15 protein-coding genes are annotated in these 16,943 nt (G+C 60.8%); 8 read left to right on the forward strand and 7 right to left on the reverse strand.

Annotated elements, in window-relative coordinates; genetic code table 11:
- Positions 1 to 81: 81 nt before the first annotated feature.
- From J3P73_RS27335 to J3P73_RS27350, 4 genes are all read right to left on the reverse strand, one after another.
- On the reverse strand, positions 82 to 963 hold the full coding sequence (locus tag J3P73_RS27335) for an ABC transporter permease (RefSeq protein WP_003549874.1): 882 nt from the start codon (positions 961 to 963) through the stop codon (positions 82 to 84).
- An 11-nt stretch (positions 964 to 974) separates the two neighbouring features.
- Positions 975 to 1,793, reverse strand: a complete 819-nt coding sequence (locus tag J3P73_RS27340; protein WP_024319648.1) for an ABC transporter ATP-binding protein — start codon at positions 1,791 to 1,793, stop codon at positions 975 to 977.
- A 94-nt stretch (positions 1,794 to 1,887) separates the two neighbouring features.
- Positions 1,888 to 2,901, reverse strand: a complete 1,014-nt coding sequence (locus J3P73_RS27345; protein WP_018072979.1) for an ABC transporter substrate-binding protein — start codon at positions 2,899 to 2,901, stop codon at positions 1,888 to 1,890.
- Positions 2,902 to 3,254: 353 nt separating this feature from the next.
- On the reverse strand, positions 3,255 to 3,983 hold the full coding sequence (locus J3P73_RS27350; protein ID WP_024319649.1) for a FadR/GntR family transcriptional regulator: 729 nt from the start codon (positions 3,981 to 3,983) through the stop codon (positions 3,255 to 3,257).
- 303 nt (positions 3,984 to 4,286) lie between these two features.
- On the opposite strand from J3P73_RS27350, the gene J3P73_RS27355 reads away from it, so the two are divergent.
- Both J3P73_RS27355 and J3P73_RS27360 read left to right on the forward strand, forming a co-directional pair.
- The gene (locus J3P73_RS27355; protein WP_027688292.1) at positions 4,287 to 4,547 is read left to right on the forward strand and encodes a CopG family ribbon-helix-helix protein; all 261 of its coding nucleotides are present in this window, start codon (positions 4,287 to 4,289) and stop codon (positions 4,545 to 4,547) included.
- Complete coding sequence (locus tag J3P73_RS27360; RefSeq protein WP_024319651.1) at positions 4,547 to 4,822, forward strand: type II toxin-antitoxin system RelE/ParE family toxin; 276 nt, start codon at positions 4,547 to 4,549, stop codon at positions 4,820 to 4,822. The genes J3P73_RS27355 and J3P73_RS27360 overlap by 1 nt, the downstream gene beginning before the upstream one ends.
- 6 nt (positions 4,823 to 4,828) lie before the next feature.
- Here J3P73_RS27360 and J3P73_RS27365 read toward each other — a convergent pair whose 3' ends face one another.
- On the reverse strand, positions 4,829 to 5,836 hold the full coding sequence (locus J3P73_RS27365; protein ID WP_024319652.1) for a LacI family DNA-binding transcriptional regulator: 1,008 nt from the start codon (positions 5,834 to 5,836) through the stop codon (positions 4,829 to 4,831).
- Between the two features lie 207 nt (positions 5,837 to 6,043).
- On the opposite strand from J3P73_RS27365, the gene J3P73_RS27370 reads away from it, so the two are divergent.
- The 6 genes from J3P73_RS27370 to J3P73_RS27395 all read left to right on the forward strand — a co-directional run bounded on the left by J3P73_RS27370 (position 6,044) and on the right by J3P73_RS27395 (position 13,862).
- Complete coding sequence (locus J3P73_RS27370; protein ID WP_024319653.1) at positions 6,044 to 7,366, forward strand: alpha-L-fucosidase; 1,323 nt, start codon at positions 6,044 to 6,046, stop codon at positions 7,364 to 7,366.
- Between the two features lie 50 nt (positions 7,367 to 7,416).
- Complete coding sequence (locus tag J3P73_RS27375; protein WP_018072986.1) at positions 7,417 to 8,640, forward strand: ABC transporter substrate-binding protein; 1,224 nt, start codon at positions 7,417 to 7,419, stop codon at positions 8,638 to 8,640.
- An 82-nt stretch (positions 8,641 to 8,722) separates the two neighbouring features.
- Positions 8,723 to 9,697, forward strand: coding sequence for a carbohydrate ABC transporter permease (locus J3P73_RS27380; RefSeq protein WP_024319654.1), 975 nt, complete (start codon positions 8,723 to 8,725; stop codon positions 9,695 to 9,697).
- Positions 9,687 to 10,571, forward strand: a complete 885-nt coding sequence (locus J3P73_RS27385) for a carbohydrate ABC transporter permease (protein WP_024319655.1) — start codon at positions 9,687 to 9,689, stop codon at positions 10,569 to 10,571. Before J3P73_RS27380 ends, J3P73_RS27385 begins: the two co-directional genes overlap by 11 nt.
- Positions 10,572 to 10,771: 200 nt before the next feature.
- The gene (locus J3P73_RS27390; protein ID WP_024319656.1) at positions 10,772 to 11,701 is read left to right on the forward strand and encodes a substrate-binding domain-containing protein; all 930 of its coding nucleotides are present in this window, start codon (positions 10,772 to 10,774) and stop codon (positions 11,699 to 11,701) included.
- Positions 11,702 to 11,717: 16 nt separating this feature from the next.
- On the forward strand, positions 11,718 to 13,862 hold the full coding sequence (locus J3P73_RS27395) for a methyl-accepting chemotaxis protein (RefSeq protein ID WP_024319657.1): 2,145 nt from the start codon (positions 11,718 to 11,720) through the stop codon (positions 13,860 to 13,862).
- Positions 13,863 to 13,928: 66 nt separating this feature from the next.
- On the opposite strand, the gene J3P73_RS27400 is transcribed toward J3P73_RS27395, so the two are convergent.
- Together J3P73_RS27400 and J3P73_RS27405 are read right to left on the reverse strand one after the other, a co-directional pair.
- Positions 13,929 to 15,191, reverse strand: coding sequence for a DUF3422 domain-containing protein (locus J3P73_RS27400; RefSeq protein ID WP_024319658.1), 1,263 nt, complete (start codon positions 15,189 to 15,191; stop codon positions 13,929 to 13,931).
- Between the two features lie 381 nt (positions 15,192 to 15,572).
- Positions 15,573 to 16,856, reverse strand: a complete 1,284-nt coding sequence (locus J3P73_RS27405; RefSeq protein WP_026170974.1) for an ABC transporter substrate-binding protein — start codon at positions 16,854 to 16,856, stop codon at positions 15,573 to 15,575.
- Positions 16,857 to 16,943: the final 87 nt, after the last annotated feature.

Below are 16,943 nucleotides of genomic sequence, written 5' to 3' on the forward strand. Positions count from 1 at the left end.
AACACTTTGAATCGCTGCATAATTTTATCCTGAAATCGATTCCGATTTAAGGAATTATGCAGTAGGAGGAGGTCGATTGGATCACTGGGTATCGAGGTGTTGCTGCGGACGCCATTTCGCCAGGCGGTTCTCGATCAATGTCATGATGTATTCGGCAAAAAGCGTGACGACCATGACGAGGAGGATTGCCGCGAACATGCCGGCCGCATCGAACGTACCCTTGGCGATCGAGATGAGCTGACCAATCCCGAACCGGGCGCCGACGAATTCGCCGACGATTGCGCCGATGATCGCGAAACCGAAGGACACGTGCAGACTGGCGAAGATCCAGCTCATCGCCGACGGGATGACCACGGTGCGGGTGACCTGCCAGTCCGAGGCGCCGAGGATGCGGGCGTTGGCGATCATATTCCGGTCGGCCTCACGCACGCCCTGGAAGGCGTTTGCAAACACCACGAAGAACACCATGATGAAGGCAAGAGCGACCTTGGAGGGCAGGCCAAGACCCATGATCATGATGAAGATGGGGGCGAGAACGACACGCGGTATCGAATTGATCGCCTTGATATAGACGGAGAAAATGTCCGACAGGAAGCGGTTGCGGCCAAGACCGATGCCGACGAAGACGCCGGTGATCGAACCCGCAAAGAAGCCGATCAAGGCCTCCTCCATCGTCACCCATAGGTTATACCAGAGGGAACCTTCGGTGGTGCCTTCTGTTGCCCATTCGTAGAGGCGCTGAACGACGCCGCTTGGGCTCGAATAGAAGAACGGATCGATCCACTGCATGTTGGAGGAGAGCTCCCACATGCCGATCACGAAGACCAGGATGGCGATCTGCCAGAAGCGCACCAGCGTCTTGCGCCGGCGCATCGCCTTCAGCGCCGACGCCTCGATTTCCGTGTCTGACGTGCCTGGCCGAAACATGGTGGCCGAACCGGCCTCAAGAGTGGTGTGTGCCATGATATCCTCCCTCAGGCCGCTTCGCTCGCGCGACGGTAGCTGGTCTCGACCTCTTCGCGGAGGTCCTCCCAGATCGTCTTGCAGTAGTCGATGAAGTTCTGCTCGTAGCGGATTTCCGACACGACGCGCGGGCGGGGGAGATCGATCGTGTAGACCGATTTGACCGTCGCGGGGCCGGCGGTCAAGACATAGACCTTGTCGGCGAGGGCGACAGCCTCTTCGAGGTCGTGGGTCACGAACACCACCGAGGCCTTGCGCTCCGCCCACAGCTTCAAGAGCTCTTCGTGCATGACGGTGCGGGTCTGCACGTCGAGAGCCGAAAACGGCTCGTCCATCAGCAGGATTTCCGGCTCGTTGATGAAGGTTTGCGCTAGCGAGACGCGCTTGCGCATGCCGCCAGAAAGCTGGTGGGGATAATGATGGAGAAACTTCGAAAGGCCGACACGGGCGAGCCAGTCGCGTCCGCTCTTTTCTGCCTCGGCGCGCGACTTGCCTCGAAACAGCGGACCGGCCATGACGTTGTCGATGACGTTCTTCCAGGGAAAGAGCGCGTCGGTCTGGAATGCGAAGCCGACACGCGGGTCAATGCCGGTGATCGGGCCGCCCATCAGCCGGACTTCACCGGCGCTGGGGCGTGCGAGACCCGTCACAAGATTGAGCGTCGTCGATTTACCGCATCCGGTGGGGCCGACAACGGCGACGAACTCTCCGCGGGCGACCGTCATGTTGAAATCACGCAGGGCCGTAAGGGACTTGCCGGTCGGCGAGACGAAGCGGCGGCTGACATTGATCAGCTCGATCGCAGGAATCTGGTTCTTGTCATGTTGCATGATGATACCTGAGGCGTGCTTTGGGCGCGTGCACGCAATGCCCATGGATCGATGGGAGGTCGCTTCCGGTTGGGACCGGAAGCGACGCGACGCCTTACTTGACGTTCTTGACGAATTCCGTCGTGTAGGTCTTGGAAAGGTCGATCTGTTTGCCCTTGACGTTCTTGGAGAACTCCGAGAGCACGGCAAGCACGGTCTTCGGACCGTCTTCCGGCATGACGCCATCCGGTGTGAACATGCCCTTGCCGTCGTCGAGAGCCTTGATGTAGCCGTCCTTGTCGCCGACGTAGAAGTCCTTCGGCATCTTGTCCGCGATCTCGGCGGCTGAATGCGTGTTGATGTAGCGCAGCGTCTTGACGAAGGCGTTGGCGAGCTTCTGTGCCTCTTCCTTGTGCGCGTCGACCCAGGACGCTTCCATGTAGAGCGAGGCGGCCGGATAGGTGCCGCCGAGCGCCTGACGGGTCGACTCGACCGTGCGCATGTCGACAAGCACGCTCGCCTCGCCGGTCTTGATCATGCGCGAGATCGTCGGCTCGGTGGTCATGCCGGCCTGGATTTGATCCTGTTGCATGGCAGCGATGAAGGTGCCGCCGGCGCCGACTGGAACCGTGACGACATCACCGGGCTTCAGGCCGGCCTTCGACGCCATGAAGAGGGTCAGGAAGTTGGTGGACGAGCCGAGACCGGTGACGCCGAGGCTCTTTCCCTTGAAGTCGGCCGGCGATTTGATGTCAGGATACTTGCTCGAGACCATCTCGACCTCGCCCGGCGCCTGGCTGAACTGGACGATGGATTCGACGAATTTGCCTTTGGCCTGCAGATCCACACAATGGTCGTAGAAGCCGACGACACCCTGGACGGCGCCCGCCAGAAGCTGGTTTTCGGCGTCGACGCCGGCAGCTTCATTCAGCAGTTCGACGTCGAGACCCTCATCCTTGAAGTATCCGAGCGATTCAGCAAGCTTGGCGGGCAGATAGATCTGCTTCTCATAACCGCCGACCATGATGGTGATCTTATCGGCCGCATGTGCGGCGCTGGTAGCGAAAGATGCTGCGGCGAGAAGCGTCGAAAAAGCGACGGTATGAAAAAGGCTGCGTGAAGAACGCATGGAAATCTCCTCCTATGGTTTGCTAGCATCGTCGTCTCGCCACCTTGACCGTGTCTCCTCCACGATGCTGCCCCTTCCTATGACGTCGAAGCTTTCAACTAGCTTTCAGTCGCGGACGGGCAGGCAGCCCGTCCAATCCCGTCCATGCATCAATGACAGCGCCCGCATTTCCTAAGCCGGATACGCCGTCCTTTCCACAGACATGTATCGCAGACATATCCTTGTCCGAGCGCATCGGCAGCGTTCAGCCCTCGTGCTAACCGCTTCAACGTGAAAATTTTGAGACGACTTGTCAGCGGCCGTCATCGTCATCTGATGATCGGCTAGAAGGTGTGAGCTCTTGCGATCAGATGTCAGTTCGTGAAGCTTCGCAGATCCCTCAGCAGATTGCGGTACCTCGCCTGGCTGCCGACCAGATGGTCGCGCATAGCGTTGCGGGCAGCTTGATCGTCCCTGTCCGAGATGGCGACGACGATTGCCTCGTGCTCCCTGTGGATCAGCTTTCGATAGGCGGTCTGTTCGGCCGTCCTCGTTTCCGGGACGAGCCTCGACTGCGGGATGATCGCCGAACCCTGGGACTCCAGGAACTGCCTGAACAGCGGATTGTTCGTGGCTTCCGCGATTGCGGCATGGAGCTCGAGATCCGCATCGCGAATCGATTGATCACTCTCGATGCACTGGAGGATTTTCCGATGACATTCGAATATCGCTTCCTCCTGTGCCGGCGAGCGGCGCAGGGCCGCAAGGCCCGCCGCCTCGATTTCGACAGGTGTTCTGATCTCGAGTACCTCAAGATCGGAGGCGACGCGGGCCTTGTCGACTTTCCGCGCGGAGAGCGTCGGATCGGCACCGAGTACGAAAATCCCTGCTCCCTGGCGCACCTCGACAAGACCGTCGGAGCGAAGTGCTGCCACGGCCTCGCGCACGACGGTGCGGCTGACACCATGTGTTTCGGTCAACTCGTGCTCACTCGGAAGCTTGTCGCCGGCGGAATATTGGCCGCTCAATATGGCTTGCCGGAGGCTTTCGCCGACCTGTGTGACCAGCGACCCGGAGCCTTTGCTGCGATCCTTCATCTGCATAGCCACGCCTGACCCCCGCCTCGGCTCTGATCCGCATGCCGTTCAAACGCGCGGCACTCGAAATTTACGATTCATCACACATGTATGACAAATGTGGCGGTCTTTCAATGGACGAGCGGCGCCTGCGCTTTGTTCCTTGACAGTTTTTGCGGTCCGACGAAAATCCGGCACTGCGCTTTCTCTCAAACTCGCGATCCGGCGTTAGCTTACCGCAATGCCGCGACTTTACTTCACGATGTACATGCGACTGGATATAATCAAAATTAATCGCTATGATTAGAAATGATTGACGAGGAGTTTGAGATGGAGACCAAGGTTCTGACTGCTCATGTTCCGCTGCCGCTTGCGCAAAAGGTTGATCAACTCGCGTCGCGGCTCGAACGCTCGCGTGGTTGGATCGTCAAGCAGGCTCTCACGGCATGGATCGACCAGGAGGAGGAGCGCCGGCGTTTGACGCTCGAGGCGTTGGCCGACGTCGATGACGGTAACCTTGTCGAGCACCAGTCTGTTCAAGCCTGGGCCGATAGTCTTGATAGCGACGAGCCGATTTCTTTGCCTCGGTGATGGGGATCAAGTGGACGAGCAAAGCGGCCTCGGACGTCGCCCGCTTGTACGACTTTCTCACTCCGGTCGACAGGCAAGCGGCGGTCCGAACAGTGCGGGCACTGACGGCAGCGCCTGCACGGCTGCTTGAGCAGCCGCGCCTCGGCGAGCGGCTCGAGGAGTTCGATCCTCGAGAGGTCCGCCGTATTCTCGTCGGTCGTTGCGAGCTGCGCTATGAAATCCAGCAGTCGATGATCTATGTATTGCGCCTTTGGCATACGCGTGAGGACAGGTAGAAGCACTCACAGCCGCCTGGTCGACTCTCCGCGCACGAACCTTGGCGTCAGGATAAAATCCTGCGGCGGTGCTGCGGCGCCCTCCGGGCTTGCTATTCTTGCCAGCAGACGCTGTGCCGCAAGCTCGCCGAGCTTCTGCGCATCCTGCACCACCATGGTGATGCGAGGCGTGATGACATTGCTCCAGGGCACGTCGTCGACCATCGCCAGCGACACGTCGTCAGGGCAGCGGAAACCCATCTCCTGCATCACCTGCAGTGCTGCGAGGCCCGTCATGTTATTGGCGCCGATGATTGCGGTCGGCCGGTCGCGACGGGTCAAGAGGCGCATCGCCTGTGCATGGCCGCCGGTCCTGGTGTAGCCGCCTTCGACCACCAGCGAAGGGTCGATGTCCACACCGGCGCCGGCCATCGTGTTCATGAAGCCCTTCAGACGCTCGTCGGCGGTGTGCAGGCCGCTCGGCCCGGAGATGAAGCCGATCCGCCTGTGGCCGAGCTGCAGCAGATGTTCCGTCAGGATAGTGGTGGTCAGCGGGTTGTCGGAACCGACAAAATCACGCGCCGCGCCTTCCACCTTCTGGTCGAACATCACGATCGGGGTTTTGAAGTCGCGCAGGAACGTGGCGTACTCCTCGCCGCGCCCGTTTGCCGCCAGCGCAATGCCGGCGATCTTCTGCGCCTCCAGCCGCTCCAGCAGCGCCCGTTCGAGATCGGCCCTGCCGGAGGAGTCGGCGATCAGGACGAAATAGCCGTGATCGAGAGCTTGGTGCTCGATCTCTCGACGGATGTCGCCGAAGAACATGTTGCCGAGATTGGCCGAAACGAAACCGATCAGCGAGCTGCGTCCGCGCGCCAGCGTCTGGGCCACCGGATCGATGCGGTAACCGGTCGATTTTATTGCCTGCTGGATGCGGTCAAGCGTCTCGGCACCGACCCGCTTCGGGCTGTTGAGCGCGAGCGAGACGGTCGAGATTGAAACCCCCGCAAGGCGCGCGACATCTCGTATGGTGGTCATGACTATCGAACCGGTTCTAATGCTTTATTATGTCGAATTTTATTGGCCGACGCAACATTTATGCTTCAAATCACCTGTTTTGCAGGGCTTTCCTTTCTGATTTTGTGATCGCGAAATTCGGCTTGACAGACGTCGGATCAGGCGAGATGATCATCTACCGAACCGGTTCGATATGATGTTGAGCCGGAAAACAGGGAGGAAAAACCTGTGACGACTTCGGAACGCCAGCCGGAAAATCCGGCATCGGGAGGGGCGGAGAAACACGCCTGGTTCAGCCGGGATCGCCTGGGCATGTTCATTCATTGGGGCCTCTATGCGCTGGGCGCCCGGCACGAATGGTTGAAGAACCGAGAAGAGCTGACTGACGACCACTACCAGCGCTATTTCGACAATTTCGATCCCGATCTCTATGACCCTAAGGAATGGGCCCGCCGGGCGCGTCTTGCCGGCATGAAATATGTCGTGGTGACGACCAAGCATCATGAGGGCTTCTGCCTCTGGGACAGCAAGGTGACGGATTACAAGGCGACGAACACGCCCTGTGGCAAAGATCTGCTCACGCCGCTGGTCGAAGCCTTCCGCGCTGAGGGCCTGAAGATCGGCTTCTACTATTCGCTGCTTGACTGGCACCATCCCGATTTCCCGATCGACGTTCACCACCCGCTGCGCAACCATCCCGATGCCAAAGCGCTGAATGCCGGCCGTAACATCGCCAACTACGCTGCCTATATGCGCGAACAGGTGCGCGAGCTTCTGACCGGCTTCGGCCGCATCGACATCATCTGGTTCGATTTCAGCTACCCCGGGCGCGACTATCGCGGCCTGCCCGGCAAGGGGCGTGCCGACTGGGAGAGCGAGCGCCTGGTCGATCTGGTGCGCGAGCTGCAGCCTGAAATCATCGTCAACAACCGCCTCGATCTGCCGCCCGGCAACCTGCCCGACGTAACCACGCCGGAGCAATATACGCCGCGCGTGGCCCCCGCCATCGCCAGCCAGGGGGTGCTCTGGGAGACCTGCCACACCTTCAGCGGCTCATGGGGTTATCACCGCGACGAAGATACCTGGAAAAGCCCGGAACAGATCATCCAGCTGCTCATCGATTCCGTCGCGCTCGGCGGCAACCTGCTGATGAATGTCGGCCCGACCGGCCGGGGCACGCTCGATGCGCGCGCCATCAGTGCGCTCGAGGTCTATCAGAACTGGATGGCCGTCAACGGGCGTTCCATCTATAGGGCCGGGCCGTCCCGCTATCCGGTACCGGCCGGCTGCCGTTATACACAGCGCGGCAACCGCCTTTATCTGCATGTTTACAACTGGCCTTACCGCCACATCCACATCGAAGGTCTCGCCGACAGGATCGCCTATGCGCAATTCCTGCACGACGCCAGCGAGGTGCGCTGGCTGAGCCACGCCACAGATGTGGATTCCAATATCGGCGTGACGGTGCCGGAAGGCATGATCACGCTCGAACTGCCGGTCCGGCGCCCGGACGTTACCGTGCCGGTGATCGAGATTGTCCTGAAGGCGTGAGCTCGATCGCACTCGCGTGTCCTTTGCGTTCATGGAGGGAGGAGAAACCCATGAAGGTTCTGAAGAAAACGCTTTTGCTTGCCGCTATCGGCAGCAGTCTTTTTGCCACAGCCGCATCGGCCGAGCAGGTCAACCTGACCTGGCAGATGTGGACCGGCTCCGAAACCGACACCAAGAGCTGGCAGCACCTGGCAGAGATGGTGACCGCCAAGTATCCCGATATCAAGGTGACGCTGACGACGACCGGCTGGGTCGACTACTGGACGCGGCTGCCGGTACTGGCAGCATCGGGCCAGCTTGCCGACATCGTTTCCATGCAGTCGCTGCGCATGCCGAACTTCTATTCGCTGCTCGAGCCTCTGAATGACCGGATCGAGGCCGACAAGTTCGACGTCGGCGCCTTCACTCCTTCGATCATCGGCGGCATGTCGGTCGACAAGCAGCTTTACGGCCTGCCCTACGATGTCGGTCCATGGGTCATCTATTATAACCAGGACGCGCTCGAAGCGGCTGGCGTTCCGCTGCCGAAGCCGGGCTGGACGCTTGCCGAGTTCACTGATGCCGCCAAGAAGCTGACGAAGGACGGCAAGTATGGCTTCGGCATCACCCCGACGAACTATTCGGTCCTGGCCGCGGCCTGGGGCGATAGATACGTCAACGACGCCGGCGAGCTTGACTTGACCAGTGCGAGCGCAGTTGCCGCCGCCGACAGGCTGATCGGCTTTGCCGCCAAGGACAAGATCGCGCCGCTGGTCCCCTCGGGTGGCGCGGATCCCGGTGATGTCGTCCAGGGCCGGTTCAATTCGGGCAATGTCGCCATGTATATCGACGGCCCCTGGTCGATCATCGGCATGAAGGACCAGGCGAAATTCAAGATCGGCCTCACCACCCTGCCGCGCGATGAGGGCGAACTTTCGGCCGTCACCGCAGGCTCCGGTTTCGGGATTTCCACGACGAGCAAGAACAAGGACGCGGCCTGGAAGGCGATCCAGGTGCTGACCAGCTCGGAAGCCTTGTCCTATCTCGCCGAGCAGGGCCGTGCCTTGCCGGCACGCACGGCGTCGCAATCGGCCTGGTACAAGGTGGCGGCCAAGGACATCACCAATGGCGGCGAGGCCATCGACTATTCTCTGGCGCACTCCGTGCCCTACGTGATCACCAACAACTGGGCAGCGGTGGAAAACCTCTTCAACCAGTATTTCCCGCCGGCTTTTGCCGGCAGCGCCGATGTCAAGCAGACGATGGAGTCCATCCAGAGCCTTGCGCAGCAATAAAGCCAGCGCGTCCGACAGGACGCGCCGTCGCTTTGAAATCTGCGCATGATCCTTTCGGAAAATCGATTCCGATTTTCGGGTCATGCGCCAGCTCTCGCTGCGGCAGGACCTGCCGCGCATGGAGGAAGACATGTCGCAAAGCGCTGTTGCCGAAGTTCCCTTGCAGCCCGGTCAGCCACGGCGCTTCCTGAAACCGGAAACGCAGACAGCCATGCTGTTCCTGCTGCCGAGCTTCCTCGGCTTCATGGTCTTCATGGCCCTGCCTATCCTGGCGTCGCTGGCGCTCAGCTTTACCAACTGGCAGCTGATCTCGACGCCATCCTTCGTCGGCTTCCAGAATTATATCAGGCTCTTCACTGTCGATCCGGCCTTCTACACCGTACTCCGCAACACGCTGTTCTTCGCCGTCGAGTATCTGGCGCTGAATATTATCGTCTCGCTGACGCTCGCGGTCTGGATATCGAGCCTGAAGCGCGGCAAGGCGATCTTCCGGGTGATCTTCTTCCTGCCGACCTTCACGCCGACCATAGCCGCGTCGGTGGTCTGGCTGCTGATCTTCACGCCGGACGGGTTGGTCGACACCATCATCCGCGCGCTCGGGCTTGGCCTGCCGAATTTCCTGCTGAGCTCTACCTGGGCCATGCAGGCGGTCGTGCTCGTCACCCTGTGGGCGAATGTCGGTTATAACGTCGTGATGTTCAACGCCGCTCTCGACCTGGTGCCGAAGCACTATCTCGAGGCGGCGACGATCGACGGCGCCAATGCCTGGCAGCGCTTCTGGCGCATCCGCCTGCCGCTCATCTCGCCGACCATCTTCTTTGGCACCGTGATGACGGCGATCACCTCGCTGCAGGTCTTCGACGAGATATTCGCGATGACGCGCGGCGGCCCGGGCTCGGCGACGGCCACGCTCGGTTTCGCCATCTATCAGAAGGGCTTCACCAACTTCCAGATGGGCTATGCCTCGGCTCTCGCCTGGGTGATGTTCGTCATGATCATGGCGCTCACCATCCTGCAATTCCACATGCAGCGCAAATGGGTGCATTATGACGATTGATCCGACCTCACGGCATCCGCATTCCGTGTCTCAACATCGTCACCGCATGTTGCGGCGCGTCGGCACCTTCGTCAGCTACACGGCGCTTTCGCTGATCGCGCTGCTTTTCCTCTTCCCCTTCTTCTGGATGGTGTCGAACGCGGTGCGCTCCAATGCCGAGGTGATGGCCGTGCCGGTCCGTATCTTCCCTGAGGAGTATCATTGGGGAACATTCGTCGAAGCCCTGGTTTCCCTGCCGTTCGGAACCTTCCTGTTGAATTCCTTCGTGGTCGCCTGCGGCGTGACGGCGATCGTGATTGCGGTATCCTGCCTTTCCGCCTACGCCTTCGCCCGGCTGAAATTTCCCGGCCGGGAGGGGCTGCTGCTTACCTATCTCAGCACGCTGATGATCCCGCAGGTGATGCTGGTCATTCCTCTCTTCCTCATCGTCAGCAAGTTCGGTTGGATCAATACCTATCACGGCATGATTCTGCCGGTCGCCTTCAGCTCCTTCGGCACCTTTCTGCTGCGGCAGTTCATCCTCGGCATCCCCAAGGATCTCGACGAGGCGGCGATGATGGACGGGGCTTCGCGCCTGCGCATCCTGGTCACGGTCATCGTTCCGCTTGCCATGCCGGCCATCGGCCTCTTGTCGCTGTTCACCTTCATTGCACAGTGGAAGAGCTTCCTCTGGCCGCTGATTGCCACCAGCGGCGTCGAAAAAGCCACGCTGCCGCTCGGCCTCACCCTGTTCCAGACACAGCAGGGCACCGCATGGAACTACATCATGGCCGGTGCGACGATCTCCATGCTGCCGGGTGTCGTCCTGGCCATCGTGCTGCAGAGGGTGATCTACAAGGGTATCACCGTCAGCTCCGGCTTCGGTGGACGTTAATCTTCATAAGAACAAAGATTTGAGCGCATTGCATCAAGTTTGGTGTAATGCGTTTCAAGTCCGGTCGATCGCCACCGACGAAGGCGCCCCTGCCGCCGCAAGATCATATCCTCGCGCTTAACTTTTGCTTACGGAAGAAAAGTAAAATTTAACCAAAATTTGAAATAACGCATTCATATCCGAATTGTGCAGGGGAATTCATGAAAACCGCCACGCTTGCATCCATCGCCTTGGCGATATCGATCTCTGCTGCCCATGCCGAGACGATCGGGGTTTCGATGTCCGGTCTCGACAAATTCAGAACGGCGCTTCAGAACGGCGTCGTCTCGCATGGGCAGACGATATCCGGCCTCAAGCTCGTCACCGAAAATGCCAATGGCGACAAGGAGCTCCAGAAGCAGCAGGTGCAGAAGCTCATTGCCGACAAGGTCGACGCGATCATTCTTGCCGTCTCCGATGGCGACCTCGGGCCGCAAATGACCAAGATGGCGGCAGATGCCGGCATTCCGCTGGTGTACATCAACAACGTTCCTTCCAACCTGCTGGACCTGCCGGACAATCAGGTGGTGGTCGCCTCCAACGAGAAGGAATCCGGAACGCTGGAGACCAAGCAGGTCTGCGCGCTCCTTAAAGGCAAAGGCCGCGTCGTCGTGCTGATGGGCGAACCCTTCCACGCCGCCGCCCGTGCCCGCACCCAGGATATATCAGACGTCATCGCCACCCCGGATTGCAAGGGCCTTCAGATCGTCGAGCGGCAGGCGGCCTATTGGTCGAGCGATTATGCCGACCAGCAGATGCAGGAATGGCTGTCGGCCGGCGTCAAGTTCGATGCAGTCATCGCCAATAATGACGAGATGGCGCTCGGCGCGATCCGGGCCATGAAGAAGGCCGGCATGCCGATGAAGGACGTCGTCGTCGCCGGCGTCGACGCGACCGACGACGCGCTCGCCGCGATGGTAGCCGGCGATCTCGACGTGACCATTCTCCAGAGCGCCGTCGGACAGGGTGCTGCCGCTGTCGACGCCGCCATGAAGTTGATCCGCAAAGAGAAGGTGCCGCGCGAAAATAACGTTCCCTTCGAACTCGTCACACCTGAGAACATTGCCACCTATCTGCCGAAGAGCCAGTGAGCATAAGAGGACTATGATGTTGCATTTCTGGAATAAATTCGGCATTCGCGCGCAGATCACCTCTGGCTTCGTGCCGCTGATCCTGTTGATGAGCCTGCTCACGGTCAGCGCGATCTCCGGCATGAACGGGCTCGCCTCGATCTTTGCGTCTTATCGCGCCACGGCCGGCCAAAGTCTCGCCATCTCGGACTACAGCGACCAACTCAACGAGATCCAGATGTCGGCGGAAGCCTTCCGCTCGACGCCGACTCAGGCTGTGGTCGACAGCTTTCGCGCCGGCGTGAAGGCCTTCGAGGCGGACGACCCGCGTTTTGCCGGCAACAAGGACCTGCAGTCCGGCCTTGCGGCGATCCGTCAGGAGATCACCGCCTATGGCAAGGCTTTCGAACAGATCGTTTCCCTTCAGGCCCGGCGCGACATGCTGATCTCCAAGGTCACCGAATTCGGCCCCTGGACCAGCATCGCGCTCAACGACGTCGTGCGCAGCGCCTGGCGCCAGAACGACGTGGCCCTGCTGCAGATGACGGCGGCGACTTTGGAGGCCCTGAACCGCAGCCTCTACTTCTCCGAACGCTTCGTGCATTCCAACGATTTTGCCGCCTATGACACGGCGCAGGCAGCACTCGCCGAAGCGGTGGCGCTCAACGACGCCGCCGCCAAGGCAGCAAAGAACGAGCTGCAGAAGAAGCGCCTGATGGGCGCCGGCCAGCTGATGCAGAATTACACCGCCCGTCTCGGCGACATGAAGGAGGTGCTGCAGGCTTCCGGCAATATCCGCCAGACGCAGCTGAATGTGCTGGCGCCGAAGATATCAGGCGAGTTCAGGGATCTGCAGGCGGCGGTGACCGGCGCGCAGAAGAACCTCGACGGTTCGGTCGACGCAACGGTTGCCTCCGCGACCAGCGCGACGCTGCTCATCAGCGGTCTCTTGATCGTCATCGGCCTCGTGCTTTCCTATTTCGTCGGCCGGCTGATTTCCTCGGCGGTGCGCAACATGGCCCAGTCCATGGAGCAGCTTGCCCGTGGCGAGGAAAGAATCGTGATAACGGGCGTCGAGCACCGCCACGAACTGGGGGCCATGGCGCGTTCGCTGAAGGTTTTCCAGGAAACGGGGCGCGCCAAGCTGATCGCGGAAGCCAATGCCGAACGCGCCCGTCTGGCGGCCGAAGAAGAGCGGCTGCGCCAGGAGGCCGAGCGGCTCAGCGACGCGCAGGTGATGGAACATGCCTTCCGCCAGATTTCGGTGGGGCTGGACGCGCTGTCGAAGGGCGATCTCACCGTCCGCGTCGGCGAAGTCGACCATCGCTATGTCAGGATCCGGGATCATTTCAACAATTCGGTCGCGAGCCTCGAAGAGGCGGTCGACTCCGTCATTCGCGCGGTCGCCACCATCCGGTCCGGCCTTGCGGAAATCTCCACCGCGTCCAACGATCTCGCTCGCCGCACCGAGCAGCAGGCCGCCTCGCTTGAAGAAACCGTCGCGGCGCTGGGTGAGGTGACCCGCGGCGTCAATGGAACGGCTGAGGGCGCAAGCCGCGCCCAGGGCGTCGTGGCAACCGCCCGCACCAATGCCGAAAAGGGCGGCGAGATCGTTGCCCGCGCCATCGATGCGATGACGGAAATTCAAAATTCGTCGTCCAAGATCGGCAACATCATCAGCGTCATCGATGAGATCGCCTTCCAGACCAACCTGCTGGCGCTGAATGCCGGCGTGGAAGCGGCGCGCGCCGGCGAAGCAGGCAAGGGCTTTGCGGTCGTCGCCCAGGAAGTCCGCGAGCTCGCCCAGCGCTCCGCCAACGCGGCAAGGGAGATCAAGCAACTGATCTCCACCTCCTCGGCGCAGGTCAAGACCGGCGTCCAACTGGTGGGCGAATCCGGCCTCTCGCTCGAACAGATCGTCGAGCAGGTGACCGCCATGAATGCGACCGTGGCCGAGATCGCCGTTGCTGCCCGCGAGCAGGCGACGAGCCTGCGCGAGGTCTCGGCCGCCGGCGACCAGATGGATAAGGTGACGCAGCAGAACGCCGCGATGGTCGAAGAGACCACGGCCGCCGCCCAGAGCCTGACGCATGAAACCGAAAGCCTTGCAGAGCTGCTGCGGCGCTTCAGGACGAGCAGCGGCCGGGCATCGGAGCATCGGCACTACGCGTTGGCATCCTGACATTCTGTCGATCGAGCAAACGCCGCCGCCCGAAAGGGCGGCGGCGAGCGCATGTCTGGTGTGGCGTCAATGGCTCCCGGATGCCGGACTGTGCGGTGCGCCGGCAATGCTCTTGCGAACGTGACGAACTGCCGTCCAGACGGCGAAGAGCACGAGCGGGATGGCGCCGAGAACGGCGAGCTTCGCCATGTGCGGGTCGACGCCCAGTTCGGAAATGCTTTCCAGGCAGATCTTCGCCAGCCCGACGGTGTAGTAGGTGATGGCGATGACGGAGAAGCCTTCGACCGCCTGCTGGATATGCACCTGGATGCGCGCCCTCTCTTCCATCGAGGTCAGTAGCGACGCGTTTTGATCTTCGAGCTGAACCTGCACGGTCGTCCTGAGAAGGTCTCCGGCCAGGCTCACACGTTCGGCCAGTTCGTCGAGGCGGCGTTCGGCGGCTTCGACCGAGCGGACGGCTGGTTGAAACCGCCGGTCGATGAAGGTGCCGATCCTCTGGCGCTGCTCGACGCGCACCTCGCGAAGCTCCGATGTTCTGCTTGCGACGATCTCGGCATAGGCTTTCGTCGCGCCGAAGCGGTGGCGAGCGAGAGCTGAGAAGTTGAGCACATCCGACGAGAGCTTGGTGACCTCGGAAAGCAGGGCTTTGTCGACCTTGACCGCACTCTGCATATGCGCGATCAGCAGGTCGAGGCGCCGGTCGAAGACAGAAAGCTTCGACACCGTCTCGCGCGCCATCGGCAACGCCAGCAACGCCATCATTCGGTATGTCTCGATTTCCAGGAAACGCCTGACCATGCGGCCGGTGCGATAGGCATTGAGGTTGCGGTTGAAGAACAGGAATTCGACAAAACCGCTGTCGGTCAGGCGGAAGTTCGAATGCACTTCCGCATCGCCGCCGCCGACCTGAGAGGCGACATAGTCGAGCTTTGGTTTTTCTGGACGCTGCCCGTCCTTCTCGTCGCGCACCAGCACCCGGACAGCCGCGATGACCTTCCCGTCGATCTGGCGGCAGCAGGCCTGAAAGGCTTCAGGCGGATTGCTGCCGGGTTCGGCCGACGCCGGCACGACGAAGGTCAGGGTGAGGAACTCGGTATGCGCCTCCCACTTCAGCCGGCCGTCACCGATGCGGCCGATGCCGTGGTTGCCCTCGCGGGTCGTGGAGACGTCCTCCAGTCCCGGCAGGGAATTCGGTATCTGAGGAGCGGCATTCTCACCGACGATGGCGACGTGCCACACATCCGTGTCGCCATCGAAGTAAAGCGACGGCCGCGCGTGGAGCTCGTTGTGAAGTTCCCTTCGCAGCGGATGCTCGGAGCCCATCGGCATGGAAATGCACCTCTATACGGTCGACAGTCGCTGAGTCGCCTGATGTAACCGGGTTGCCGGCATGTGTGAATTGACCATGGCGCCTGCGAGCCGGCGAAGGCCGACAACGCCTATAGCCTCTCCCGAACCGCGTGTCACCATGCCTTCGCCATCGGGTGTGAAGGCCGGCATTCGTTCAGCCGCACGCCGCGTCAGCGGCTCCATGACGGCTTTGCCACAGATGACCCGCGATAGACCGCGCATCCGCATCGGTAGATCTCCGGCGTTGCCATCGACAATTCGAAACTGGTCGAAGTGTCCGTGGGGAAAGAAAAAGCCACGGCCCTGTTGCGAGGCCGTGGCTGCTGCATGCGCGCATTATGCGGGACAACGCGTGACCGGTTACTTGGCGGCGAGCGCCTCGTTGACCTTGTCGACGTCGGCACTCATTGCCTTGAAGGTCTCGTCGATGGAAAGCTCGCCGACGATCAGCTGGCTCATCCTCTGGACGATGAGCTGATAGATGGCGGAGGATCCTTTGAGACGTTCCAGGTCCCGGGCTGCCTGCGGCACGCTATTGCGGCTTCCGAGGAAGACGGCCATCGCTTCCTTGGCATTCTTGCTCTCGAGCTTGTATTGCGGGTCCTTGATGTCGGCGCCCGTCAGGATGACGTAGTTTTCAGCGATTTCACGCTGGACTTTTTCAGAGCCGAGGAACTCGATGAACGCGGCCACGGCCTCCGGAGACTTGGTGCGCTTGAAGCCGACGATCGCGGTGCCGCCCGGCATCGCATAGCAGCCGGCATCGCCGCACGGCGCGCTGATCGCCGTCCAGTCGAAGGCGTCGCCGATCTTCTTCTGGAACGGATTGACCATCCAGTTGCCGGCGAGATAGGTCACGACGTTGCCGTTGACGAACTCGTCACCCATGTTCTTGTACTGGGTTCCGCCGGCAGCACCCCACATTTCCTTCGGGAAGGAGCCGTCCTTCGTCCAGCCGTAGAGATCCGTGACATAACGCTTGGCGGCATCGTCGGGGAAGAAGAACTTGCCGTCCTTGACGTAGTTCGAACCGTAGGAGAATGCCGCGCCGGAAAAGCGGTGGCCCGAGCGGTCCATCGTGAAGGGGATCTGAGCGCCAGTCGCCTTGGCGACGCGCGCCGAGGCTTCAACGATATCCTTCAACGTGGCGGTAGGCTTGGGAAGCGGTTCGCCGGCCTGTTCGAACAGCGTCTTGTTGACGAAGGGCAGGTTGAAGGTCTGCGAGGCGATATAGCCGTTGATCGACTGCGGATCGTTGACGCCGGGGAAGCGAAGCGTGTTCAGACTGTCGCCGTGCAGCTTGGCGAAACCGTCCGGGTCCTTCATGTAAGGACGCATGTCGAGGTAATAAGGCGCAAGCTGCCAGTCGGTGATCTTGGCGATGTCAGGGCCTTCGCCGACGGCAAGCTGTACTGGTAGCTGCTTGGCGACCGCATCATAACCCGACGAGACGAAATTGACCTTGACGTCGGGATGCGCCGTCTCGAATTCTTTGCTGAGCGCTTCCATCCGCTCGACGTAAGCCTGGTCGTCGTCGGTGAACAGAAAGGTGATCGTCTTGGTTTCCGCCATGGCCGCGCCGGCCCATGCGAAAGAAACGGTAGCCAGCGCCAGTGCGAGGGCTCCTGAGAGATAGGTTTTCATTTTCATCCTCCCATGAAAACATTTTCATCAATCGCGGCGTCAGCCATCGATAAATGAATTTCATATACTTGACATTCGTTCCGTCAA

Origin of the sequence: Rhizobium ruizarguesonis (assembly GCF_017357285.1) — a bacterium.
In the GTDB taxonomy this organism is placed as follows: Bacteria; Pseudomonadota; Alphaproteobacteria; order Rhizobiales; family Rhizobiaceae; genus Rhizobium; species Rhizobium ruizarguesonis.